A 21,483-nucleotide genomic window follows, 5' to 3' on the forward strand; every position below is an offset into this window, starting at 1 on the left:
GTGCCGGCGCTACTCGACTAACCCCGTGCACGCAGGTCTAGGCTGGGTCGGATGACCGGCGTCTCTGAAACCGCCCCCCTGCCCAGCACGTCCGCGCCCATCGGCGGCCCGCTGATCGTGCAGAGCGACCGCACCGTACTGCTCGAAGTCGCGCATCCGCAGGCCGAAGACGCGCGTCACGACCTCGCCGTCTTCGCCGAGCTGGAGCGGGCGCCCGAGCACATCCACACCTATCGCATCACCCGCCTCGGCCTGTGGAACGCCCGCGCCGCCGGACACACCGCCGAGAACATGCTCGAGACCCTGGAAAAGTACAGCAAGTTCCCGGTGCCGCAATCGGTAACCATCGACATCGCCGAGACCGTCAGCCGCTACGGCCGACTCGTGATCGAGCGTGACTCCGAGAACAAGCTGATCCTGCGGTCGACGGATGCTGCGGTGCTCAACGAGATCGTGCGGGCCAAGCGAATCGCGCCGCTCCTCTACGTTCCCGAAGACCTGCGAGGGCTCGGCAAGCTGCCCGACCGCTACGAGATCCAGGCCTGGGCCCGCGGACAGGTGAAGCAGGAGCTGGTGAAGCTGGGCTGGCCTGCGGAGGACCTCGCCGGGTACACCCCCGGCACCCCGCATCCGATCTCCCTCGACAATGCCGAGTGGAACCTCCGCCCGTACCAGAACGACGCGGTGGCGAGCTTCTACGACGGCGGTTCCGGGGTGGTCGTGCTGCCCTGTGGAGCCGGCAAGACGCTGGTCGGCGCCGGCGCGATGGCACAGGTGAAGACGACGACGCTCATCTTGGTGACCAACACGGTGTCGGCCCGGCAGTGGCGCGCGGAGCTGCTCAAGCGCACGACGCTGACCGAGGACGAGGTCGGCGAATACTCCGGCACCGTCAAAGACATCAAGCCGGTGACGATCGCGACCTACCAGATCCTCACGGCCAAGCGGAAGGGCGAGTACGCGCACCTCGCACTCCTCGACGCGCTGGACTGGGGCCTCGTGATCTACGACGAGGTGCACCTGCTTCCCGCGCCCGTGTTCAAGCTCACCGCCGACCTGCAGGCCCGCCGACGCCTCGGCCTCACCGCGACGCTCGTACGCGAAGACGGCCGCGAGGGCGACGTGTTCAGCCTGATCGGGCCGAAGCGCTTCGACGCCCCATGGAAAGAGATAGAGGCCCAAGGCTTCATCTCCCCCGCATCCTGCTACGAGGTGCGCATCGACCTGCCGCAGCAGGAGCGGCTCGAGTACGCGGCCTCCGCCGACGACGAGCGCTACCGCCTCGCCGCGACGGCACCAGCCAAGCTCGGTGTGGTCAAAGAACTGGTGAAGAAGCACCAGGGCGAGCGCATCCTGATCATCGGGCAGTACCTCGACCAGATCGACATGCTCGCCGAGGCTCTGGATGCGCCGCAGCTCACCGGGGCCACGCCGATCGACGAGCGGGAGCGTCTGTACCAGGCCTTCCGCGAGGGCTCGATCACGGTGCTCGTGGTGTCGAAGGTGGCGAACTTCTCGATCGACCTGCCCGAGGCGACGGTCGCGATCCAGGTCTCGGGGAGCTTCGGTTCACGCCAGGAGGAGGCTCAGCGCCTCGGCCGTCTACTGCGCCCGAAGGAGTCAGGACTCCCGGCCAACTTCTACACGCTCGTCGCCCGCGACACCGTCGATCAGGACTTCGCGCAGAACCGCCAACGCTTCCTCGCCGAGCAGGGCTACAGCTACACGATCCTCGACAGCGACGCGCTCGACACCGCCGCGTAGCTACCGCGCGCGGGTGTAGCGCAGCAAAAGCGTGCCATCGGAGTGCAGCACCCCGGCCAGCTCCATCGCCCGCGAGTCGCCCGTCGCCGAGTGCGCGATCCTTCCCGAGTCACCCGCCTCGAGCAGCGGGCTGAGCGTGAGGCACAGCTCGTCCACGACATCGGCGTCGAGCAGCGCCCCGAACAGCGACGGCCCACCCTCGCAGTGGATGCGCCCGAGCCCGCGAAAAGCCAGCTGCTGCACCATGGCCGCCGGGTCGAGCTCGCTTTCCCCGCAGATCAACACGTCGGCGACCTCCGCGAGCGCGGCGCGCGGGCCCATTGGCGACGAACCGGTGGTCACGACGATCGGCCGCACCGGGGCATCCGTGAAGATCGCGGATGTCGGGTCGAGGTCGAGCCGCCCGCTCACGATCGCGAACACCGGCTGCGCCTGCAGCCCGTGCGCCACCCGCCACGCGGCCGACTCGTCGTCGACCACCATCGGGCCGTAGCCCTCCGCCTTCACCGTGCCCGACGCGACGAGCACCATGTCGCAGAGTCGGCGCAGGATGTCGAAGACCCGATGGTCCGCGTCGCCCCCGAGCCCGGCGGACAACCCGTCGGCCGTCGCTGCCCCATCGATCGACGAGACGAAGTTGACCCGCAACCACGGACTCCCCGCGGCATAGTGCGCTGCGATCGCCTCGTCGTCGAGGTCGGCAACCGGCGACGGCAGCACTGCGTCGATCCGAACCATGGCTACTCCCTGTTGTGGATGGCGTACGCGGGTTCGCGCAGCCCGAGCACGGCCTCGGTCATCCGCGCCGCGGCGACGGCGGCACGCACGTCGTGCATGCGGATGATGCGCGCACCCTTCATGATGCAGATCACCGCCGCGGCGATCGACCCCTCGAGCCGCTCCCCCCGCGCACGGTCCAGGGTCTCGCCGATGAAGTCCTTGTTCGACACCGCCACGAGGGTGGGTAGGCCGATCGCGACGACCTCCTCGAGCCGGGCCGTGAGCTCGAGCGAGTGATAGGTGTTCTTGTTGAGGTCGTGTCCGGGGTCGACGATGAGACGCTCCAGCGGGATGCCCGCGGCGGTCGCGCGCGCCACGCGATTCTCGAGAAAGGCGATGACGTCGGCCGTGACATCCGTGTACTCGGGGCGGGGCGGTTCGCTGCGGGGTGGCGCGAGACTGTGCGTGAGAACGAGGGTGGCTGCACTGGCCGCGACCACCGGGGCCATGTCGACATCCCAGAGTCCGCTGGTGTCGTTGATCACGCCGGCCCCGGCCAGGATGCTCTGCCGCGCGACCTCCGCGCTGAAGGTGTCGACCGAGACCACGACATCGGATGCGGCGCGGATCGCCTCAACGACCGGGATCACCCGATCGAGCTCCTGCTGCACGCTTACCGCCGGGCCGCGGCCGAACGGGACGCCGCCGACATCCACCCAATCCGCTCCCGCGTCGACGGCGGCGAGCGACCTTTCTACCGCGGCATCCAGCGCAAAAGTCGAGCCGCGGTCGAAGAACGAGTCGGGCGTGCGGTTGACGATGGCCATGACGGCCACCTGGCGGTCGAAGTCGAAGCTCCGTGCGCCGATCGCGCGTGACGTCATCCGTCATCCTCTCGGGGTCAAGATCATTGTGCACCGTCGGGCCGGAAGGCGGACGAGGCAGATGATTCGCGCAGCCGCCCCCGACAACGCTCACAGCCTGCGCACAGTCGACGCGCAGATACTAATGCCATGAGTGACGGTCCCAAGATTCTCATCGTCGATGACGAGCCCAACATCCGCGATCTTCTCACCACGAGCCTGCGCTTCGCCGGCTTCGCGGTGCGGGCGGTCGGCAACGGCGCACAGGCCATCTCGGCAGTGCTCGAGGAAGAACCCGACCTCATCATCCTCGATGTGATGCTGCCCGACATGAACGGTTTCGGCGTGACCAAGCGCCTCCGTTCCAGCGGCTACACCTCCCCCATCCTCTTCCTCACGGCGAAGGACGACACCGAAGACAAGATCACCGGCCTCACCGTCGGTGGCGACGACTACGTGACCAAGCCGTTCAGCCTCGACGAGATCGTGGCCCGCATCAAGGCGATCCTGCGTCGCACGATGCAAGACGAAGAGGACGCGATCATCCGCGCCGGCGAACTGACCATGGACCAGGACACCCACGAGGTGACCATCGGCGACGAGCAGATCGAGCTCTCCCCCACCGAGTTCAAGCTGCTGCGCTACCTCATGCTCAACCCCAACCGGGTGCTCTCGAAGGCGCAGATCCTCGACCACGTCTGGGAGTACGACTTCAACGGGGACGCCGGCATCGTGGAGAGCTACATCTCCTACCTGAGACGCAAGCTCGACCAGTTCTCGCAGGAGCCGGTCATCCAGACCAAGCGCGGTTTCGGCTACATGCTCAAGGCCGCCCGAGTCTGACCACCCGAGTCTGAGCATTCGAGTCTGAGCATTCGGTCGAGCGGTGGGTCAGCGGATGTCCGGCTCGGTCCCGGCAATCCACCAGACTCCGAACGCTAGCCTGACCTTCTGATGGAAGACCACGTCACCAGCTGGTGGAGCACGATCTCGCTCCGCACGAAGATCACCGGCGTCACGGTGCTTCTGGTGACCCTCGGACTGATCGTGGCCGGCTTCGGCACCATGACCGTGCTCAAGGTCTACCTCAATGAGCAACTCGATTCGAGCCTTCAGCAGGCCGCGCAGGGCGTGACGTCCTTCACGCCGACCAGTGCCTCGACCTGCAATCAAAACGCGGCGCCGAGCCCGTATTTCTTCGCCGTGCTCAACATCGACGGCGACCTGCTCTGCCACAACATGGCCGGCCAGGATCAGCCCGACCTCGACGGCGCGGGTCTCTCACTGCCCCACGTTCTCTCCATGGAGGGCGAGGCGTTCACCGTGTGGAACTCGAGCCACACCAGCGAGTGGCGGGTCATCGCGCTGTCGAACAACATCAAGGGCTCGTCGCAGATCGTCAACTACGTGGTCGGCGTCAGCCTCGACTCCACGCAGGGCGTGATCAACCAGTTCATCGGTATCTTCCTCGGCTTTGGGCTCTCCATCGTCGTTCTGGGGGCCGCCCTCACCCGGCTACTGGTGACATCCACTTTCACACCGCTGCGCGAGGTGGAGGCCACCGCCGCCGCCATCGCCGACGGCGACTTCAGCCAGCGTCTTCCCGGCGCGACACCGAACACCGAGGTCGGGCGCCTCAACCGCTCGCTCAACACCATGCTCGGGCGCATCGACCGCGCTTTCGCCGATCGCGCCCGCACCATCGGGCAGATGCGGCGCTTCGTCGGCGACGCCAGTCACGAGTTGCGCACGCCCCTCGTCTCGGTGCGGGGATACGCGGAGCTGTATCGGATGGGGGCGCTCCAGACCCCCGAGGCCGTCGCGCAGGCGATGGAGCGGATCGAGAAGGAAGCCATCCGCATGGGTGAGCTCGTGCAAGACCTGCTCGAACTCGCCCGCATCGACGAGGCGAAGCCGCTGCAACTCGCGCCGGTCGACCTGCTGCCGATCGCCCGCGATGCTGCCCTCGACGCCATGGCCTCGGCGCCCAGCCGAGTGGTGACCGTCGTGGTCAGCCAGGCCGAGCTGGTGCCGCAGCCCGGCTCCGATCCCACCGATGAGCCCACCGCACCGGATGTCGCCTCGCGGTCCGCGACGACCCTCACCGGCCCGATCGCCTTCGCCGGTCGCCTGGTGCGCCGAGGACGCAAGACCCCCACTTCCGCAAAGGGAATCGCGCTCCCGCCCGAGGAGACCGTGCCCGCCGCTCCGCGCGAAGAACTCCACGCGGTGGTGTTGGCGGAAGAGAACAAGATCCGCCAGGTGGTCACCAACCTCATGGGCAATGCCATGCGCTTCACCCCCGACGATAGTCCGATCGAGATCGCGGTGAGCGTCGATGGCCAGCGCCGCGTCGCCATCCTCGACGTCATCGATCACGGAGACGGCATCCCGCCGCAGATCCGCGAGAAGATCTTCGAGCGCTTCTGGCGTGCCGACACGTCACGCACCCGCGAAACCGGGGGCAGTGGCCTCGGCCTCGCCATCGTGTCAGGCATCATCGCCAACCATCGCGGAACGGTCGAGGCGCTGGAGACGCACGGTGGCGGCGCGACCTTCCGGGTCGAGCTTCCCCTCCTCCCCGAGGACTACGTGCCGCCGGTCGTCCCCAGCTCGAACTGAGTCTCGCCGCCGTCATCCTCGTCGCACCTAGCGTTGCCCGCGACCCGGACGACGGCTCCGGGCGGGACTCGGAGGACATCATGACCAGGTATCAGGTCGACAGCGAAGCGGTCATCGCCGCGACGTCGAGCGCGCGGGCATCCGTCGGGCGTATCCAGGCCGAGGTGGGCACGCTGCACGGCCAGCTCACCGCGCTGGAGGGCTCGTGGTCGGGCCAGGCGGCCTCGGCCTTCCAGGCGATCGTCGCCGACTGGCGGGCGACCCAGCAGCGGGTAGAGGAGAGCCTCGCGGGCATCAGCCACGCACTCGGTCAGGCGGGCCAGCAATATGCCGAAATCGAGGCGGCCAACGCGCGACTCTTCGCGCGCTGACCACGCGGGGGTTTGTTATCCGCGCGGGGGTTACAACTCGCGCGCGGATAACGAAAAGCAGCGCGGTCGCGGGCTGCCGTTAACGCAGAAGGAGGGCAGCCCCTGATGGGACTGCCCTCCTGCGTAGTGCTGGTCGGACTTAGAAGTCCATGCCACCCGTGGGGTCGCCGGCCGGAGCCGGGTTCTTCTCGGGCTTCTCGGCGACGACGGCCTCGGTGGTGAGGAAGAGGCCGGCGATCGACGCTGCGTTGAGCAGCGCGGAACGGGTCACCTTCACCGGGTCGTTGATGCCGGCGGCCAGCATGTCGACGTACTCGCCGGTTGCGGCGTTGAGGCCGTGACCGGTGGGCAGGTTGCGCACCTTGTCGGCGACGACACCGGGCTCGAGACCGGCGTTGAGCGCGATCTGCTTGAGCGGGGCGTCGATGGCGACCTTGACGATGTTCGCGCCAGTCGCCTCGTCACCGACGAGGTTCTTGAGAGCGTCGGTCGCGAAGGCGGTCTCGCCGGCCTGGATGAGGGCGACGCCACCACCGGCGACGATGCCCTCTTCGACGGCGGCCTTCGCGTTGCGAACGGCGTCTTCGATGCGGTGCTTGCGCTCCTTGAGCTCGACCTCGGTCGCAGCGCCGGCCTTGATGACGGCGACGCCACCGGCGAGCTTCGCGAGACGCTCCTGGAGCTTCTCACGGTCGTAGTCGGAGTCGGTGTTCTCGATCTCGGCACGGATCTGCTTGACGCGACCGGCGATCAGGTCGGCGTCTCCGCCGCCCTCGACGATCGTGGTCTCGTCCTTGGTCACGATGACCTTGCGAGCGGTACCCAGCAGGTCGAGGGTCGCGTTCTCGAGCTTGAGACCGACCTCCTCGGAGATGACCTGGCCACCGGTGAGGATGGCGATGTCCTGCAGCTGAGCCTTGCGACGGTCGCCGAAGCCCGGAGCCTTGACGGCGATGGACTTGAAGATGCCACGGATCTTGTTGACGACGAGGGTCGCGAGAGCTTCACCATCCACGTCTTCCGCGATGATCAGCAGCTGCTTGCCCGACTGGATGACCTTGTCGACGATCGGCAGCAGGTCCTTGATGTTGGAGACCTTGGAGTTGACGATCAGGATGTAGGGGTCTTCGAAGACCGCTTCCTGACGCTCGGGGTCGGTGACGAAGTACTGCGACAGGTAGCCCTTGTCGAAGCGCATGCCCTCGGTGAGCTCGAGCTCGGTGCCGAAGGTGTTCGACTCCTCGACGGTGACGACACCCTCCTTGCCGACCTTGTCGATCGCCTCGGCGATGAGCGCGCCGATCTCGGGGTCGCCCGCAGAAATGGATGCGGTGGCCGCGATCTCTTCCTTGGTCTCGATCTCCTTGGCGCTGGCGATCAGAGCCTCGATGACAGCACCGACAGCCTTCTCGATGCCGCGCTTGAGGGTGATGGGGTCTGCACCGGCAGCGACGTTGCGGAGGCCTTCACGCACGAGAGCCTGGGCGAGGACGGTTGCGGTGGTGGTTCCGTCGCCAGCGACGTCGTCAGTCTTCTTGGCGACCTCCTTGACGAGCTCGGCACCGATCTTCTCGTACGGGTCGTCGAGCTCGATCTCCTTGGCGATCGACACACCGTCGTTCGTGATGGTGGGGGCGCCCCACTTCTTCTCGAGCACGACGTTGCGGCCGCGCGGGCCGAGGGTCACCTTGACGGCGTCGGCCAGGATGTTCAGGCCACGCTCGAGGCCACGACGGGCCTCTTCGTTGAAAGCAATGATCTTTGCCATGTGTGTTTTTCGTCCTTCCGGGACGCAGTAAAAGCAACAGCTATTGGCACTCGCTGGATGAGAGTGCTAAACGATTCTGGCACTCTCGAGTAGAGAGTGCAAGTGAGCAGCTGGGCCTGTCTGCGCGGCGGATTGGCGGGGTCAGCGGCGGATCAGCGCCTCCAACACCGACGCGGCATCGGAAGCGTGCGGGATTGTGATCGCCGTGGGCGCGCCGTTGGTCCTGCCGACCACCAGGCCCTCGGCTCGCCCAGTCACGTATGCCCGACCCGAACCCGAGAATCTCAGGCCCCAGCCACCCCAGCGAAGGGGGTCGATCGTCTCCACCGCCACTCCCGAGACATCTGCCAGCGGAATACGGAACAGCGGGACACGGAACAGAGACGACACCAGCCGAAGACCGCGGCCATCGATCGAGAGCGTCACATCGGCGAGCGAAATGACCGCAAGCCCGGCGATGATGGTCACCGCACCGGCGATCCAGACCTCCCCCGCCTCATTGGCAACACTCAGCACGAGAGCAAGCACGACGCCGCCGATCATCAGCACGACCCCGACCCAGAGGAATAGAACGCTCCCCGATCTCCCGATCCAGGCCACTCGGTCTCCCGGCCGCAAAGGCATCGGTGCCACCGAACGCTCCGACCGGTCGGGAACGCTACTGCCGTCGATGATCCAGAACACCACCGCTCCGAGCGGGACGGCGGCGACCAGCGCAAGCAGACCCCAGCCCAGCTCGGCGTGTTTCGGCTGGGATGCGGAAGCCGTGGCGCCGGCCGAGACCGCCCACGCGAGTGCCAGGATCGCGGCGACGAGCACGGACATCCCGACCCAGATGCGCGCGATGCCCCGGGAGCGAACCCGGAACAGAACAACCCAGCTGCCGACGGTGAGCGCGACGACGATCGCTGCGACGACGACGAAGCTGCTCCAGGTGCCCGAATAGCCGTCGGGGAAACCGAGAGATGACCAGTGCGAGGCGAGCGTCGGGCCGAGTGTCGGGCCGAGCGCGAGCGCTGCGGCCAGCAGTATGACGAGTGGAAGCACGGTGACAGCCAGCGCAAGCGCCCGGCGAGCGCCGAAAATCGATCGCCCGGTGGTTTCGTTGTCGGTCATGACATCCCCCTGATGATGGTGGCGAGCTCGGCGGAGTCGATCCCGAGCCTCCGCGCTTTCGTTACCAATGCGCTTGCCTCCGCATAAATCGACTGCGTCTGCCTCGCGTCACCGAGAACGATGGCGCCACGGCCGCGCCGCAACTCGATGAGGCCAGCGGCGCGGATAATGTCGTACGCCCGAAGCACGGTGTGCATGTTGATGCCAAGCGACGCGGCGAGCTCACGTGCCGCGGGAAGTCGCTCCCCCGCGGCCACCGCACCCTCGACGATCTGGCGTCGAAGCTGGGCCGCCACCTGAGTGGCGAGCGGCACCGCCGATTCGGGGTCGATCGTGATCAGCATGTTCTAGTTGTAATAGAACAATTCACACCCGTCAAGCCTCTTCCGACTCGCATCATTCAGGAGGTCGCGTGACTGGAGTGGGGACGCGGCGGGCCGTTAACGCAGCAACGCCGCCCGGCAGCCCGGACGGCGTTGTTGCGTTACTCGAAGACCTACTGCACGAGCCGCACAGATTCCGCCTGCGGGCCCTTGTTGCCGGTGCCGACCTCGAAGGTCACTTGCTGGCCCTCCTCGAGGACCTTGTAGCCACCCATGTCGATGGCGGAGTAGTGGACGAAGACGTCCTGCCCCCCACCCTCGACAGTGATGAATCCGTAGCCTTTTTCAGCGTTGAACCATTTGACGGTTCCGTTCGCCATTGATAACTCCCTGCTGTGTTCTGTACGGCACCGGCGATGCCCGCGATGCTCTTCAGCCACGAACCCGTCGGGACGGGTTCCCCTGGATCGACTGCGAGCAGCGTGACCCGGAGGGGGCGACTGATCCCAGATAGTAGCCGCGCGACGCGCCCGGGGAAATGGGTTTTGCGCCGTAGAACAACTCCGAAAGCCGATTGATGCGCGGATTAAACATCCGCGTAACACAGGGGCCGTTACGGCAGTGTGTAATCGCTTCCGAGCACCACCACGAGTGGTGACTGCGGGTATGCGTCAGAGAGCTGGATGGTTCCGACCTTGAGCGTCAGCACGAGCGCTTTCGCCGCCGCCTCGTTCGCCGGATCGCCGTAGAAGACCACGGTCTGCTTGATGTCGTGGGTGCTCGCGTTGGCGCGGGTCCCCTTCGGCTCCGCCGCACCACCCCAGCCCTGCGTGACCAGCTCGTCGCCGACCTTGTCGGCGAGTCCGGTCGTCGTGGTTCCGTTGAGAATGGTGATCGCGACAGCCGGGTCGAGCTTGGCTTCGACGGTGGGCGTCGGGGCGGGGGCGGGAGTCTCGCTCGCGGCGGGCGCGAAGAACGGGATGTCGGCGAGCTTGCCATTCACCACGGCGAGGCCGAACAGGCCGCCCGCGACCAGGATGCCCGTGGCCAGTGCGGCCCAGGCGAACGCGATCCAGCCGCGGCCCCTCTTGGCGGGCCCACGGTGCGCGCCGGTGCGCAGCAGATCGTCGGGCACGCTGTCGAAGCGGTCTTTCTGGTACGTCGCCATAGTTCTTCCGGGGTCTGTGTCGAAAAGGGGTGGGAGATCAGTGATCGGTGTCTGGGCGTCCGAGCAGGCGAGCCGATCTGGCCGCCGTCCGTGCATCCCGCATCCGGTGCAGCCGCCTGACCAGCATGGGGTCGAAGGCGATCGCCCCCGGCGCGTCGAGCACCGCGTTCAAAACCTGATAGTAACGGGCCGCCGAGAGTCCGAACTCCGCTCGAATCGCCTCCTCCTTCGCCCCGGCGTGCTGCCACCACTGCCGTTCGAAGATGAGGATGCGCTCGTCGCGTTCGCTCAGTCGAGAATCCCGGCCGGGGTCCGGTGCGTTCACGTCAGCCGCTGCAGCCACGTTCACCCTTCCCGTTGCCTGATCGTTATCCGTAGCGATCCTAGGGTCGACAGTCTGGGAGAGTTCGCAACCGATGCGGGGCGTCCCGCATCTGAGCCGGTCCAGCGTCAGAACCAGTCGAGCGTTTGGCCGTGCGGGCCGGTGAAGGCCAGCGGATGCTCGTCCAGTGCCAAGACGAAGCGCCCGGCCATCCCGGCCGGCGCCACCTCCGGCAACCTGGACTCCACGTCGGGCAGCGCACCGCGCCCCTCGAGGGAGATCCAGCGCGCATCCAGCGCGCGCACCTGCTCGGCGAATCGGGTGCGCTCCGCGGCGGTCAGGTAGACGAGCACCCCGCTCGTGATGATGACGAGGGTCGCGTCATCCGGAGCCTCCGCGGCGAGCGCCGCGACGGCCGTCACGGCATCGCCGGCGACCAGGTGCGGAGGATCGGTCTGTGCGATCTCGATGGCGGCGAGCAGACGTTCGCGGCGATCGTGCTGCTCCGGCCAGACCAGGGTCTCGAGCCAGCGCATGTCGTCGGGGTCGAGCACATCGAGCGGATGCAGATCGACGCCGGCCCGCCAGACGATCTCGGGCAGCGCTTCCGGGATGGGGACGGCGCCGGTCGTCGACGACTCGAGCACGAGCCGGCTGTCGCCGAGCACCGGTCCGTCGTCATAGGAGTAGGCGTAGCGGTCGGGGTAGAGGCAGAGGCCAGCACTCGCTCCGACCTCGAGCAGCGCGATCGGCCCGTCGATGAGGGCCAGCGCGGGCAGCAGTGACGCGCACCGGCGGGCTTCGTTGGTCTGGGTCATCCGGTGTTCCGCTTCGGCGGCGACCGCGGCGAAATTCTCGACCAGCCAGTCGCGAAACGGCCCGTATGCGCCGACGGGGGCGCCGAGCAGACGCGAGGTGGCGAAGATCAGGTTGGGCTGGCGCTTCTGCAGCGGCATCGTCATCAGCAGCGCCTGGATGCCCGGGTCGCCCGCCACGCCGAGCGCCCACTCCTCGTAGACGGCGGACTGGCCGCGCGCCTCCCCCTCGCCGAAACTGGTGTACCACTCTGTGAGGTCTCTGCCGTTCTGGGGTGCTGGCGCAGGTTTCGACACGGGGCCGAGTTTAATGGGAGGGTTCCCGCGGTTTTGAAAGGACCCCCATGTCTGCCAGCAACGATTCGACTCTTCCCGTCACCAAGACCGAGGAGGAGTGGAAGCAGGAGCTCGACCCGACCCGCTACTCGATCCTGCGCGAGGCCGCGACCGAGCGTCCGTGGTCTGGCGCGCTGCTCGACGAAAAGCGCGCCGGCGTCTACACCTGCGGCGCCTGCGGGGCGGAGCTCTTCGCCAGCGGCACCAAGTTCGACTCTGGCTCCGGCTGGCCGAGCTTCTACGAGTCGGTGAACCCCGACGCCGTGAAGTTGGTCACCGACACCAGCCTTGGAATGACCCGCACCGAGGTGCAGTGCGCCACCTGCGGCTCGCACCTCGGCCACCTCTTCGACGACGCCTACCAGACCCCCACCGGCGACCGGTACTGCATGAACTCGCTGTCGTTGGACTTTAAAGAAGCCTCGGTCGAGGGCGAGTAGCCACCCCGATGTCGGTTCTGGATGCGGTCAGCCGTCGCCGCTCGCACTCGAAGGTGACGGCGACCGCCCCCAGCCACGAGGAGTTACTGCCCCTGGTGGCCGCCGCGGGCACGGTCGCGGATCACGCCGCCCTGCGCCCGTGGCGCCTGATCGAGCTGCGCGACGACGCCCGCGTGCGGTTGGGTGAGGCGATGATGGTCGCCAGCGGGCTCGACGACGAGTCCGGTGCCAAGCTCGCCGGCAAGCCGCTGCGGGCATCCCTGTTGATCGCGGTGGTCGCGGTGCACCAGCCGAGCTTCAAGGTGGAGACCTGGGAACAGGATGCCACGGCCTCCGGCGTCGCCCACATGCTGTCGCTGCTGCTCACCGAGGCTGGCTGGGGTGTCATGTGGCGCACCGGACACCTCACCCGCACGCGGCCCGTGCGCGAGATGCATCACCTCGCCGAGAACGAAGAACTGCTCGGCTGGCTCTACGTCGGCGGGATTGCGGACGACGCGAAGGACGGCGCGAAGCGGTCGATCAACCCCGAGGAGTTCGTGACGGTGCTCTGATCGTCCCCGACGGCACCGCCGCCAGAGCGACCGCGCCGAGAGTGAGCAGCGTTCCGGCAAGCGTCGTCCAGGCGAATACGTGCCCGGGAATTGGCAGCAGCAGGTCGAGTACCACCGACGTGACGAGCTGGCCGGCTACCGAGCCGAGTCCAAGCAGCAGCACGCCGGTTGCGCGCACGACCACGACGGACAGGCCGATGAAAATCGTGCCGAGCAGACCGCCAAGGTAGAGCCACGGCTGCGATGGCAGCGCCGCGGGCAACCCGACGATCGACTCGTGAACGATCGCGGCGACTGCCAGCACGATGGTGCCCACCAGGAAGTTCATGAAGGTGGCGGTGAGGGCTGAGCGCGAGATGATCCGCACCTGACCGTTGACCGCCTGCTGGCCGCCGATGCCGAGTCCGGCGAGGAACGGGAGCAGCAGCATCCAGAGCGGGATGTCGCCGACGAGCTGCGACGACACGGCCCAGGTGACGGCGACCAGGGCCAGCACCGTGCCGACCAGGCGCGTGATGGTGACGGGCGCCGGGCCGGTCGCACCGAGCCCGCGGGCGTCGATGGCGAGACCGCTGATGGTCTGCCCGCAGACGATCGCGACCGTGAACAGGGCGACGCCAAGGGTCGCGCCCGTAAGCCCCTGCGAGAGCACGAAGAAACCGCCGGCCGCGCCACCGACGAGGTACCACCAGGGGGTGTCGCCCGCGCGCACGCTCGCGAACACGGTGCGAAGGCCCCGGCGGCCGGGCGCCCAGATCGCGAGAACGATAGCGAGAATGACCAGACCAGACCCGAAGGAGATCAGGGCCGCGAGGTAACCGTCGCTGAGCGCGCGGCCGAACTCCCCGTTGATGCGCGACTGCGTGGCCGTGAGGACTCCCACCAGCACGGCCCCAGCCACACCCAGAGCAACGGATGCCCGGCTCTCGCGATCGGGAGCGGGCGCGGTCATCCGTCCACGGTACCGGCGACGCGGCTCCCACCATGACGGACTGTAATATTGGTGCTCGTTCGCCTCTTTAGCTCAGTTGGCCAGAGCACCGCTCTTGTAAAGCGGGGGTCGTCGGTTCGAATCCGACAAGGGGCTCCATATAAACAAAGGGATCGGCGGCCATTGGCCCCGGTCCTTTTGTCCTTCGTGGGGAATTCGTGGGGAATTCCTCACCAGCAGTTGACTGCAATCCGCTGCGTGGGGACCATAGGTCATGGGGCGAGCTTGCCCTATGCGCGCTGACACTGCCATGATCGGAGACGTGCTCACCGTCATCTTCCTAATTGGCGCCGGACTGGCAGGATGCGTCCTCTTCGGCTGCATCTCTCTGTTCAAGAGCGCGAAGCTAGTTGTGCTGGAAAAGCCATCTGCCCCACTGGGCGACCAGACCAGCGACTAGAGGAACGCTCGCCCCTGTGGCCCAATGGAAGAGCGCTCGCGCCCTAAGCGATCGGCTGGTGGTTCGAGTCCCCCCAGGGGGCGCCTACCAGAACGCGGGGTAGCTCTCTGGGCCGAGCCATGAGTTCTGCGGGCGGAGCTTGGTGTTGACGATCGCCAGCGTGCCCTCGTCTCGAGCGGTGGCGGCGTCCTCTGCATCGGCCTGGGTGACGTAGCTCCGAGCCACCTCGAGCAGATCCTTGCCTTTGCCGAGGGTGTTAATGGCGAAGTCGTCGGCCTTGATCGACTGGCCAGCGATCGTCAACGAAAGTGCGAGCTGCTTCACCAGCACGGAGACGGCGCGGGTGACGCCTCCCCCGCTCAAGTCGAGCGCCGCCTGGATCGCGTCGTCGGAGAAGTAGGCGTAGTCACCCTGGCCGCCAGTAGTGGGCGTGGCCTCAGTGTCGCCAACGACAAGGCGCACTCGGCCGATGTCAGTAGTCGCGTCGAGGGGAGCCGTGCCTGCGTTTGCCATGCCGCCAGTGTATCCGTGCTCCCAGCAAACTCCCAGGAATGGATCAGGCCACCCGGCGGCATGTTCACGCCGGGTGGCCCGCTGCAAGGGTAGGAGGCCCGCTTGCTCTCTCAGGATACTCACAGCCACCATCCAGGACAAATAGTCGGCTAAATGAGGAAGAGCCCCCCGCCGGATTGGCGAGGGGCTCTTCTGTTCGGCTCGTTGTTACGGAGCCGGGGTGAGGGTCGGACGGACGATCGGTCCACCCGTTCCGTCGGAGTGCACGATGTGCAGCTCGGCCCAGAGGACCGCTCCGTCGATGTTCCGCAGGCGGTACGCCAGGGAGTCGGTCTCGAACGAGCCCTCGAAGGGGCTGATCGCGCCGGCACCAACGTACGAGCCCTGGAGGTTCTGCACACGCAGCTCCGGGGTCTCGTAACCGCGGAGCTTGAGGAACTCCAGCACGGGGCGGCGGGTCGACCCCGGAGCCGGTGCCAGGAACCACGAACCAGCCGGGATGCGGTCGTGCTCGACGAGCGTGACGTTCCCCAGCGCGGTGTTGTAGCGGCCACCGTCGAGGACGAATCCACCGTCGTTGGCACGGAGCACGGTGCGCGCCATCTGGAAGTCCCAGAAGCGCTTGGTGCCGATCGGCACGAACAGGTTGTAGCTGCTCGCCTCGCCGATCTTGTTGCCCTTGATCTTGCGCTGACCGCGCTCGTAGATCGCCTGCTCGACAGCCTCTGGGGAGAGCTGCGCGTTGGCCGGGATCTGCGTGCCGTCGGGGGCGGTGTCCGCGTGGAGCGCGCTGACTGCGGTGACGGAGAGGAGCGCGTCGAAGAACTCCGCGATCTTTCCGTCGACGGATACTGCGAGCAGCTCGGTGGGGATCTGCTCGAAGAAGCCAACGGTGTCGTTGACCTGCGCCTCCCAGGTCCAGTCGAAGCGGAGGCCGCGCTTGCGGAGCTTCTGGTAGAAGCTCTCCAGGCCACCGGTCATCGAGACCATCGGGAAGGTGCCACCTTCGGGGATGACGAGGGGCTCGCCGTGCTCGCCGAGACCGGCGCCGCGGAGGTTGCTCTCGTTGTACTCGGTGTCGGGGTCGGTGTTGTCGCCGTCGCCCCAGTAGAGCGAGTACAGGACCGTCGGGCGGAAGTCCTTGACGGTGCGGCTTCCGGCCCAGTTGCCCAGCTCGTGCACTGCCTTGTCATACTGCGGCACGAACTCGATGTTGATGGCGTGAGCCAGGTTTGCCCAGCGACCCGGTTCTCTCCAGCTACGCGCGGGGCATCATCCAGCGGCTCGGCATCCTTCGTGGGGAATTCGTGGGGAATTCCTTGCCAGCACGTAGCGGAATTTGACTGCAATTGGACGACCAGCGAACTCGCAAAACAGCGTGAATTCAGCCTTTTTGCCCAGTTGACTGCAATCGGATGCATGTGGATTTGGTGGCTAAAGCTCACTTGTAAAGCGGGGGTCGTCGGTTCGAATCCGACAAGGGGCTCCACGGGTCGGTGGTGAAACCGGCTGCCACTAGCTCGCCGGGTCGTACATGAACTCGCGCAACTCCTGGGCGCAGCGACAGGCGACCGCGATCTTCTGTGCCCACTCGACCGCATCCGCGCGCGATGGCAGCTCGAGCACGGTGAAGCCGCCCGTGAGGTCGCTGCCGGGATAGGTTCCCGAACTCACCGAGCCGTCTGCAGACACCAGCACGGGGGCGACATCCTCTGCGATCCCACCGCCGAAGACGTATACGCCGGCGGCTTTGGCCTCCTCGATGACGGCGTGAGATTCGATGCCTGCCAGTTCGAACTGCTCCGCCGACAGCACCATTGCTTCGCTCGGAAAGGAGATAAGGAATTTGGTCATGCCCGTTATGGTGCTCCGCGGGCGCGGGCAGTTGCAATAGCCCGCGAGCCCAGGATGTCGTCCACTCACGGCCCGACAGGCGAGAGGCCTTCCGGCCAAAAGTCACCCGGGCGACAAGTCGCTCGGGCAAGAAGTCTTCCGGGCTAGAAGTCACCCGGGCTAGAAGTCTTCCGGGCTAGAAGTCTTCGTCGCCCTCGATCTCTAGGTCGGCGATGGGCTCCAGGTCTTCCAACTCGCCGAGGGCGGCGAGCAATTGCCGGATGAGCCACTCCGATGTCGGAGTTTCGGCGGCGAGAACGTCGGCGAGTTGAGCGATGCGGTGGGTTGCTGAACCTCGAAGATCATCCATGCGTTCAGGTTAGGCGCGGTCGACGCCGCGTTCCATACCCCTGTGCGAGCAACTTTTGCGCCCCGGGCTCGCCGATTGTGCCGCGTCGTGCGCAGTGTGCCTGCTCGAGCGTGCGCAACCTGCACAAACGGGCACAAGTTCGGGCAGAACTAGTCGCGCGGCTCCCGGTCGACGGCGACCAAGAGCCGGATGCGCTCGACCAGTGGCGCGATCTGCCTCCACTGCTCGGTGCGAGTGCTCCATGCGAGGTGCTGCTCCCGCACTGCCGATCATCCTCGCGGCACTGGCATTATCGCGGCACTGGCATTATCGCGACTCCGGCGTCCGAGCGAGACAGGAGCCCGCGCGACTCCGGCGTCCGAGCGAGACAGGAGCCCGCGCGACACCGGCAGCGTCAGGCCGAGCGCTATTACGGGGTGGCAGTCGGCGAGGGCGTGGGCGTCGGCGAAGGCGTCGGGTCCTCGGCGAACGTGTCACCAGCAGCCTTCACGATCGCGGCCGCAAAGTCGCTCGACTTGCTGAGCGAGCCGGAGTATTTGACCCCGTTGACGATCACGGTCGGAGTGCCAGATACCTTCTTGACGTTCGAGTCGGCGATCGGGCCGGTGGTGGCCCGCGCCGTCGCCGAGTTCACCCACGACTTGAACGACACATCGCGGATGCAATCCGTGATCGACGAGATCGCGGTCGGCTGTGCCTGCTGAGCCAGCGCAATGATCTGGCGATCGGTGAGACCGGTCGAGTTCTCCTTGGGCTGGTGTGCGAACAGCAGCGCATTGAAGTCGAAGAAGCTGTTGGGCGAATAGTTCGCCACGCAGGCGGCGGCGTTCGCGGCTCTGGTCGAATACTTCGTGCCCTGGGAGAAGCGGTCGAAAATCGCGATCGGGTGGATCTCGAGCGTGGCGGCACCGCTGCTCACCCAGGTCTTCAACTGGGTCGCGTTCGCCTTCTCGAAGTCACCACAGATCGGGCACTGATAGTCCAGATACACCTGAATGGCGATGACGTCTTTCGCATTCTGCTTCGAGGGCGTCGGCTCCTCTTTTGGCGCCAGAGCCGGTGAAGTGACTACCGTGAATTTCTGCCCGATCTTGACTCCGTCGCTCTGCATGTTGCGCGGGCCCGGGGAGGGCTTCGGCACGCTTCCGACCACGACGGCCGACACGACCGCGACCACGGCGACGACCACGATGGCGACGCCGCCACGAATCAACCAGCGGTTGCGCCGGTCCTTCTTCTTGTGCGTGGCGCGCAGGCTCCGAGCCTTATCGCGAGCTAGGCGGCGACGTTCCTCAGGGGTGAGGCCGTCGTCATCCGTGCCGTCGATACCGGGCGTCGTGCCCTCGGCATCGTTTCCGTACGTCATCGAACCTCACTTGAATCGGGTGGAGTGCTGGGGGCGCCGTCCAATGATCTAGCGCCAAATCCTCTTGAAGAGTAAACGCGCTATCTGGGAAGTGTCTAAACGAATCCTGGACCGCTGAGAGCGAAGCATCCAAATAAAGGCTTGGTCCCCCCACCTTCGGGTGTCATAATGACGGGGCACTACCCATCCATTCACTACGGATCGTCCGGCACGTACCTGCCGGTGAAGGAGTTAGTACCACTATGGCATCTGTCACTTTTGACAAAGCTACCCGCCTCTACCCGGGCTCGACCCGCCCGGCTGTAGACGCTCTCGACCTGTCGGTCGCCGACGGCGAGTTCCTCGTTCTCGTCGGCCCGTCCGGTTGCGGAAAGTCCACCTCGCTGCGCATGCTCGCCGGCCTCGAAGAGGTCAACGACGGCAACATCCTCATCGGTGACCGCAACGTCACCGACGTGCCGCCGAAGGATCGCGACATCGCGATGGTCTTCCAGAATTATGCCCTCTACCCGCACATGACGGTCGCCGAGAACATGGGCTTCGCGCTCAAGATCGCCGGCGTCAACAAGGATGAGCGCGCCACCCGCGTTCTCGAAGCCGCGAAGCTCCTCGACCTGGAGCCCTACCTCGGCCGCAAGCCGAAGGCCCTCTCCGGTGGTCAGCGTCAGCGCGTCGCCATGGGCCGCGCCATCGTGCGCCAGCCGCAGGTGTTCCTCATGGACGAGCCGCTGTCGAACCTCGACGCCAAGCTCCGGGTTCAGACCCGCACCCAGATCGCGTCGCTCCAGCGCCGCCTCGGTGTCACCACGGTCTACGTCACCCACGACCAGACCGAGGCGCTCACCATGGGCGACCGCATCGCCGTGCTGAAGGATGGCGTGCTTCAGCAGGTCGGAACCCCGCGTGACCTCTACGCGAACCCGAAGAACGTCTTCGTCGCCGGATTCATTGGCTCCCCCGCCATGAACCTGTTCACGGCTGACCTCGTCGAGGGCGGGCTCAAGTTCGGCACCGCCGTCGCCGCGCTCGACCGCGCGACCATGGGTGCGACCAACAACACCAAGGTCACCATCGGTGTCCGGCCCGAAGACGTTCGCGTCTCGAACACGGGCGAGGGTCTACAGGTCGCCGTGGATGTCGTCGAGGAGCTCGGCGCCGACGGTTACCTCTACGGTCACACCGACATCGACGGGTCGCGCGTCGACATCGTCGCCCGCGTCGATGGCCGCCAGCACCCGACCGCCGGTGACACGGTCTTCATCACCCCGACCGCGTCGCACATCCACGCGTTCGACATCGAGACCGGCCTGCGCCTCAGCAAGGCTGTCGCCGACTAGTCGATCCGACATCCGATGATGCGGGCGGCGAGATTCTCGCCGCCCGCATCATCGTTTAACGCGTCTCAGATTTCAGATCACACTTTTCGTACGACACAATCGAGGGTGGAGGTCGGCACAGTTGCCGACATCGCACCACGGCATCCGATAGGCGTTTCACCATGAGCGGTTCACTCAACATCACCTCGGCCACGGTCGACCCGGCACTGCTCGATCTGCCCTGGAACCTGCCGCTCGACGTGTGGCCGGAGAGCGTCATCGCCTCGCTGCCCAAGGGCATCTCGCGCCACCTCGTGCGATTCGTGCACCTGAGCGGCTATGTGATCGCGATCAAGGAGACCTCGGCCGAACTCGCCCGCCGCGAATACGACATGCTGCGCACCCTGCAGAAGCTCGACGTTCCCTGCGTGGAGCCGGTTGCCGTGATCACCAACCGCACCACCGACGACGGCGAAGTCCTCAACGCGGTGCTCGTCACCCGGCACCTCAAGTTCTCGCTCCCGTACCGCGCGCTGTACTCGCAGACGCTGCGCCCCGATACCGCAACGCGTCTGGTCGACGCCCTGGCCGTGCTGCTCGTACGTCTGCACATCATCGGCTTCTTCTGGGGTGACGTCTCACTGTCGAACACCCTGTTCCGCCGGGATGCCGGTGCGTTCGCGGCCTACCTGGTCGATGCGGAGACCGGTCAGCTCTACAACGGCCTCTCCAACGGCCAGCGCGAGAACGACCTCGAGATCGCCCGGGTCAACATCGCCGGCGAACTGCTCGACCTCGCCGCGGGCGGTCGTCTCGACGAGGAGGCCGACCCGGTCGAGGTGAGCAACGGAATCGTCGCCGCCTACCGCAGTCTGTGGAAAGAGCTCACCGGCTCAGAATCGTTCTCCTCCTCCGAGCGCTGGCGCATCAACGAACGGGTCGAGCGCCTCAACAACCTCGGCTTCGATATCGAAGAGCTCGCGATCAGAACGGATGACGAGGGCAGTAAGGTGCGCATCCAGCCCAAGGTGGTGGACGCCGGTCATCACCAGCGCCGCCTTCTCCGGCTGACCGGCCTCGACGCACAGGAGAACCAGGCCCGTCGATTGCTCAATGACCTCGACTCCTACACGGCGACGTACAAGAAGAAGGGCGTCGACGAGGAGATGGCGGCCCACGACTGGCTGGCACGGGTGTTCGAGCCGGTCATCCGCGCTATTCCGCGCGATCTGAAGGGTCGACTCGAGCCGGCAGAGATCTTCCACCAGCTGCTCGACCACCGCTGGTACCTGTCGCAGAACGAGAACCGGGATGTCCCGCTCGCCGAGGCAGTGACCTCCTACGTCGACTCGGTGCTACGCCACCGCCGCGACGAGGCGACGATAATCGATCCGCTCACCAGCGCGATCACGCTCCCGACCCAGGTCGTCGACGACGAGGGCGACTGGCGCTCGAAGGTCTAGCCACCGCTTTGTGAGTAGCGCGCGACGAAGGAGCCCGCGTATCGAAACG

At 66.3% G+C, this 21,483-nt stretch carries 24 protein-coding genes and 1 tRNA gene; 10 read left to right on the top strand and 15 right to left on the bottom strand.

Going from position 1 to position 21,483, the window contains the following annotated elements:
- Nucleotides 1–51: 51 nt before the first annotated feature.
- Complete coding sequence (locus tag IV501_RS11240) at nucleotides 52–1,764, top strand: DNA repair helicase XPB (protein WP_200556439.1); 1,713 nt, start codon at nucleotides 52–54, stop codon at nucleotides 1,762–1,764.
- Here the strand turns inward: IV501_RS11240 and IV501_RS11245 are convergent, their stop codons facing one another.
- Both IV501_RS11245 and folP read right to left on the bottom strand, forming a co-directional pair.
- The gene (locus IV501_RS11245; RefSeq protein WP_200556440.1) at nucleotides 1,765–2,502 is read right to left on the bottom strand and encodes a pyrimidine reductase family protein; all 738 of its coding nucleotides are present in this window, start codon (nucleotides 2,500–2,502) and stop codon (nucleotides 1,765–1,767) included.
- A 2-nt stretch (nucleotides 2,503–2,504) separates the two neighbouring features.
- Nucleotides 2,505–3,368: a dihydropteroate synthase gene (gene folP, locus IV501_RS11250; RefSeq protein WP_200556441.1), complete on the bottom strand. Its 864-nt coding sequence runs from the start codon at nucleotides 3,366–3,368 to the stop codon at nucleotides 2,505–2,507.
- Between the two features lie 129 nt (nucleotides 3,369–3,497).
- Between folP and IV501_RS11255 the strand changes: the two genes are divergently transcribed.
- The 3 genes from IV501_RS11255 (at nucleotide 3,498) to IV501_RS11265 (ending at nucleotide 6,340) form a co-directional block, all read left to right on the top strand.
- Nucleotides 3,498–4,190, top strand: coding sequence for a response regulator transcription factor (locus tag IV501_RS11255; protein WP_200556442.1), 693 nt, complete (start codon nucleotides 3,498–3,500; stop codon nucleotides 4,188–4,190).
- 111 nt (nucleotides 4,191–4,301) lie between these two features.
- Entirely contained in the window at nucleotides 4,302–5,969 is a 1,668-nt protein-coding gene (locus tag IV501_RS11260) for a sensor histidine kinase (protein ID WP_200556443.1), read from the top strand.
- 80 nt (nucleotides 5,970–6,049) lie between these two features.
- Nucleotides 6,050–6,340: a WXG100 family type VII secretion target gene (locus IV501_RS11265; RefSeq protein ID WP_200556444.1), complete on the top strand. Its 291-nt coding sequence runs from the start codon at nucleotides 6,050–6,052 to the stop codon at nucleotides 6,338–6,340.
- 139 nt (nucleotides 6,341–6,479) lie between these two features.
- Here the strand turns inward: IV501_RS11265 and groL are convergent, their stop codons facing one another.
- The 7 genes from groL to IV501_RS11300 all read right to left on the bottom strand — a co-directional run bounded on the left by groL (nucleotide 6,480) and on the right by IV501_RS11300 (nucleotide 12,149).
- Nucleotides 6,480–8,108, bottom strand: coding sequence for a chaperonin GroEL (gene groL, locus IV501_RS11270; RefSeq protein WP_200556445.1), 1,629 nt, complete (start codon nucleotides 8,106–8,108; stop codon nucleotides 6,480–6,482).
- Between the two features lie 141 nt (nucleotides 8,109–8,249).
- Entirely contained in the window at nucleotides 8,250–9,224 is a 975-nt protein-coding gene (locus tag IV501_RS11275; protein ID WP_200556446.1) for a hypothetical protein, read from the bottom strand.
- Nucleotides 9,221–9,568 (bottom strand): GntR family transcriptional regulator, encoded by a 348-nt coding sequence (locus tag IV501_RS11280; protein ID WP_200556447.1) that lies wholly within the window; start codon nucleotides 9,566–9,568, stop codon nucleotides 9,221–9,223. The genes IV501_RS11275 and IV501_RS11280 overlap by 4 nt, the downstream gene beginning before the upstream one ends.
- 152 nt (nucleotides 9,569–9,720) lie before the next feature.
- Nucleotides 9,721–9,927, bottom strand: a complete 207-nt coding sequence (locus tag IV501_RS11285) for a cold-shock protein (RefSeq protein ID WP_200556448.1) — start codon at nucleotides 9,925–9,927, stop codon at nucleotides 9,721–9,723.
- A gap of 233 nt (nucleotides 9,928–10,160) precedes the next feature.
- Nucleotides 10,161–10,715, bottom strand: coding sequence for a LytR C-terminal domain-containing protein (locus tag IV501_RS11290; protein WP_200556449.1), 555 nt, complete (start codon nucleotides 10,713–10,715; stop codon nucleotides 10,161–10,163).
- A gap of 37 nt (nucleotides 10,716–10,752) precedes the next feature.
- A complete protein-coding gene (locus IV501_RS11295) occupies nucleotides 10,753–11,058 on the bottom strand; it encodes a DUF3263 domain-containing protein (RefSeq protein ID WP_307812258.1) in 306 nt (101 codons plus the stop codon).
- A 107-nt stretch (nucleotides 11,059–11,165) separates the two neighbouring features.
- A complete protein-coding gene (locus tag IV501_RS11300; protein WP_200556451.1) occupies nucleotides 11,166–12,149 on the bottom strand; it encodes a DUF2332 domain-containing protein in 984 nt (327 codons plus the stop codon).
- Nucleotides 12,150–12,196: 47 nt separating this feature from the next.
- Here IV501_RS11300 and msrB point away from each other — a divergent pair, with 47 nt between their 5' ends.
- Nucleotides 12,197–12,628, top strand: coding sequence for a peptide-methionine (R)-S-oxide reductase MsrB (gene msrB / locus IV501_RS11305; RefSeq protein WP_200556452.1), 432 nt, complete (start codon nucleotides 12,197–12,199; stop codon nucleotides 12,626–12,628).
- An 8-nt stretch (nucleotides 12,629–12,636) separates the two neighbouring features.
- Nucleotides 12,637–13,182, top strand: a complete 546-nt coding sequence (locus IV501_RS11310; RefSeq protein ID WP_200556453.1) for a nitroreductase family protein — start codon at nucleotides 12,637–12,639, stop codon at nucleotides 13,180–13,182.
- On the opposite strand, the gene IV501_RS11315 is transcribed toward IV501_RS11310, so the two are convergent.
- Nucleotides 13,151–14,134: a DMT family transporter gene (locus IV501_RS11315; RefSeq protein WP_200556454.1), complete on the bottom strand. Its 984-nt coding sequence runs from the start codon at nucleotides 14,132–14,134 to the stop codon at nucleotides 13,151–13,153. The genes IV501_RS11310 and IV501_RS11315 overlap by 32 nt on opposite strands.
- Nucleotides 14,135–14,195: 61 nt before the next feature.
- Here IV501_RS11315 and IV501_RS11320 point away from each other — a divergent pair.
- Nucleotides 14,196–14,272: transfer RNA gene (locus IV501_RS11320), tRNA-Thr, on the top strand.
- 133 nt (nucleotides 14,273–14,405) lie between these two features.
- Nucleotides 14,406–14,573, top strand: a complete 168-nt coding sequence (locus IV501_RS11325; RefSeq protein ID WP_200556455.1) for a hypothetical protein — start codon at nucleotides 14,406–14,408, stop codon at nucleotides 14,571–14,573.
- Between the two features lie 84 nt (nucleotides 14,574–14,657).
- Here IV501_RS11325 and IV501_RS11330 read toward each other — a convergent pair whose 3' ends face one another.
- The 5 genes from IV501_RS11330 to IV501_RS11350 form a co-directional block, all read right to left on the bottom strand.
- Entirely contained in the window at nucleotides 14,658–15,086 is a 429-nt protein-coding gene (locus IV501_RS11330) for a hypothetical protein (RefSeq protein ID WP_200556456.1), read from the bottom strand.
- A 207-nt stretch (nucleotides 15,087–15,293) separates the two neighbouring features.
- Nucleotides 15,294–16,289: a phage major capsid protein gene (locus tag IV501_RS11335; protein ID WP_200556457.1), complete on the bottom strand. Its 996-nt coding sequence runs from the start codon at nucleotides 16,287–16,289 to the stop codon at nucleotides 15,294–15,296.
- A 312-nt stretch (nucleotides 16,290–16,601) separates the two neighbouring features.
- Nucleotides 16,602–16,940: a YciI family protein gene (locus tag IV501_RS11340; RefSeq protein WP_200556458.1), complete on the bottom strand. Its 339-nt coding sequence runs from the start codon at nucleotides 16,938–16,940 to the stop codon at nucleotides 16,602–16,604.
- A gap of 175 nt (nucleotides 16,941–17,115) precedes the next feature.
- Complete coding sequence (locus tag IV501_RS11345; RefSeq protein ID WP_200556459.1) at nucleotides 17,116–17,289, bottom strand: hypothetical protein; 174 nt, start codon at nucleotides 17,287–17,289, stop codon at nucleotides 17,116–17,118.
- Nucleotides 17,290–17,698: 409 nt separating this feature from the next.
- Nucleotides 17,699–18,655: a DsbA family protein gene (locus IV501_RS11350; protein WP_200556460.1), complete on the bottom strand. Its 957-nt coding sequence runs from the start codon at nucleotides 18,653–18,655 to the stop codon at nucleotides 17,699–17,701.
- A gap of 242 nt (nucleotides 18,656–18,897) precedes the next feature.
- On the opposite strand from IV501_RS11350, the gene IV501_RS11355 reads away from it, so the two are divergent.
- Both IV501_RS11355 and IV501_RS11360 read left to right on the top strand, forming a co-directional pair.
- Nucleotides 18,898–19,992: an ABC transporter ATP-binding protein gene (locus IV501_RS11355; protein ID WP_200556461.1), complete on the top strand. Its 1,095-nt coding sequence runs from the start codon at nucleotides 18,898–18,900 to the stop codon at nucleotides 19,990–19,992.
- Nucleotides 19,993–20,153: 161 nt separating this feature from the next.
- Nucleotides 20,154–21,434 (top strand): DUF4032 domain-containing protein, encoded by a 1,281-nt coding sequence (locus IV501_RS11360; RefSeq protein WP_200556462.1) that lies wholly within the window; start codon nucleotides 20,154–20,156, stop codon nucleotides 21,432–21,434.
- The last annotated feature ends 49 nt before the right edge of the window (nucleotides 21,435–21,483 follow it).

This window comes from Lacisediminihabitans changchengi, from assembly GCF_016634425.1.
GTDB lineage: Bacteria > Actinomycetota > Actinomycetes > Actinomycetales > Microbacteriaceae > Lacisediminihabitans > Lacisediminihabitans changchengi.

Bases quoted from the DNA above. Each gene is read 5' to 3' on its own strand.
- IV501_RS11325 (WP_200556455.1), top strand. From the start codon at position 14,406: ATGCGCGCTGACACTGCCATGATCGGAGACGTGCTCACCGTCATCTTC.
- IV501_RS11255 (WP_200556442.1), top strand. From the start codon at position 3,498: ATGAGTGACGGTCCCAAGATTCTCATCGTCGATGACGAGCCCAACATC.
- IV501_RS11260 (WP_200556443.1), top strand. From the start codon at position 4,302: ATGGAAGACCACGTCACCAGCTGGTGGAGCACGATCTCGCTCCGCACG.
- IV501_RS11240 (WP_200556439.1), top strand. From the start codon at position 52: ATGACCGGCGTCTCTGAAACCGCCCCCCTGCCCAGCACGTCCGCGCCC.
- msrB (WP_200556452.1), top strand. From the start codon at position 12,197: ATGTCTGCCAGCAACGATTCGACTCTTCCCGTCACCAAGACCGAGGAG.
- IV501_RS11265 (WP_200556444.1), top strand. From the start codon at position 6,050: ATGACCAGGTATCAGGTCGACAGCGAAGCGGTCATCGCCGCGACGTCG.
- IV501_RS11290 (WP_200556449.1), bottom strand. From the start codon at position 10,715: ATGGCGACGTACCAGAAAGACCGCTTCGACAGCGTGCCCGACGATCTG.
- IV501_RS11280 (WP_200556447.1), bottom strand. From the start codon at position 9,568: ATGCTGATCACGATCGACCCCGAATCGGCGGTGCCGCTCGCCACTCAG.
- IV501_RS11315 (WP_200556454.1), bottom strand. From the start codon at position 14,134: ATGACCGCGCCCGCTCCCGATCGCGAGAGCCGGGCATCCGTTGCTCTG.
- folP (WP_200556441.1), bottom strand. From the start codon at position 3,368: ATGACGTCACGCGCGATCGGCGCACGGAGCTTCGACTTCGACCGCCAG.
- IV501_RS11275 (WP_200556446.1), bottom strand. From the start codon at position 9,224: ATGACCGACAACGAAACCACCGGGCGATCGATTTTCGGCGCTCGCCGG.
- IV501_RS11360 (WP_200556462.1), top strand. From the start codon at position 20,154: ATGAGCGGTTCACTCAACATCACCTCGGCCACGGTCGACCCGGCACTG.
- IV501_RS11330 (WP_200556456.1), bottom strand. From the start codon at position 15,086: ATGGCAAACGCAGGCACGGCTCCCCTCGACGCGACTACTGACATCGGC.
- IV501_RS11345 (WP_200556459.1), bottom strand. From the start codon at position 17,289: ATGGATGATCTTCGAGGTTCAGCAACCCACCGCATCGCTCAACTCGCC.
- IV501_RS11350 (WP_200556460.1), bottom strand. From the start codon at position 18,655: ATGACGTACGGAAACGATGCCGAGGGCACGACGCCCGGTATCGACGGC.
- IV501_RS11310 (WP_200556453.1), top strand. From the start codon at position 12,637: ATGTCGGTTCTGGATGCGGTCAGCCGTCGCCGCTCGCACTCGAAGGTG.
- IV501_RS11245 (WP_200556440.1), bottom strand. From the start codon at position 2,502: ATGGTTCGGATCGACGCAGTGCTGCCGTCGCCGGTTGCCGACCTCGAC.
- IV501_RS11285 (WP_200556448.1), bottom strand. From the start codon at position 9,927: ATGGCGAACGGAACCGTCAAATGGTTCAACGCTGAAAAAGGCTACGGA.
- IV501_RS11340 (WP_200556458.1), bottom strand. From the start codon at position 16,940: ATGACCAAATTCCTTATCTCCTTTCCGAGCGAAGCAATGGTGCTGTCG.
- groL (WP_200556445.1), bottom strand. From the start codon at position 8,108: ATGGCAAAGATCATTGCTTTCAACGAAGAGGCCCGTCGTGGCCTCGAG.
- IV501_RS11355 (WP_200556461.1), top strand. From the start codon at position 18,898: ATGGCATCTGTCACTTTTGACAAAGCTACCCGCCTCTACCCGGGCTCG.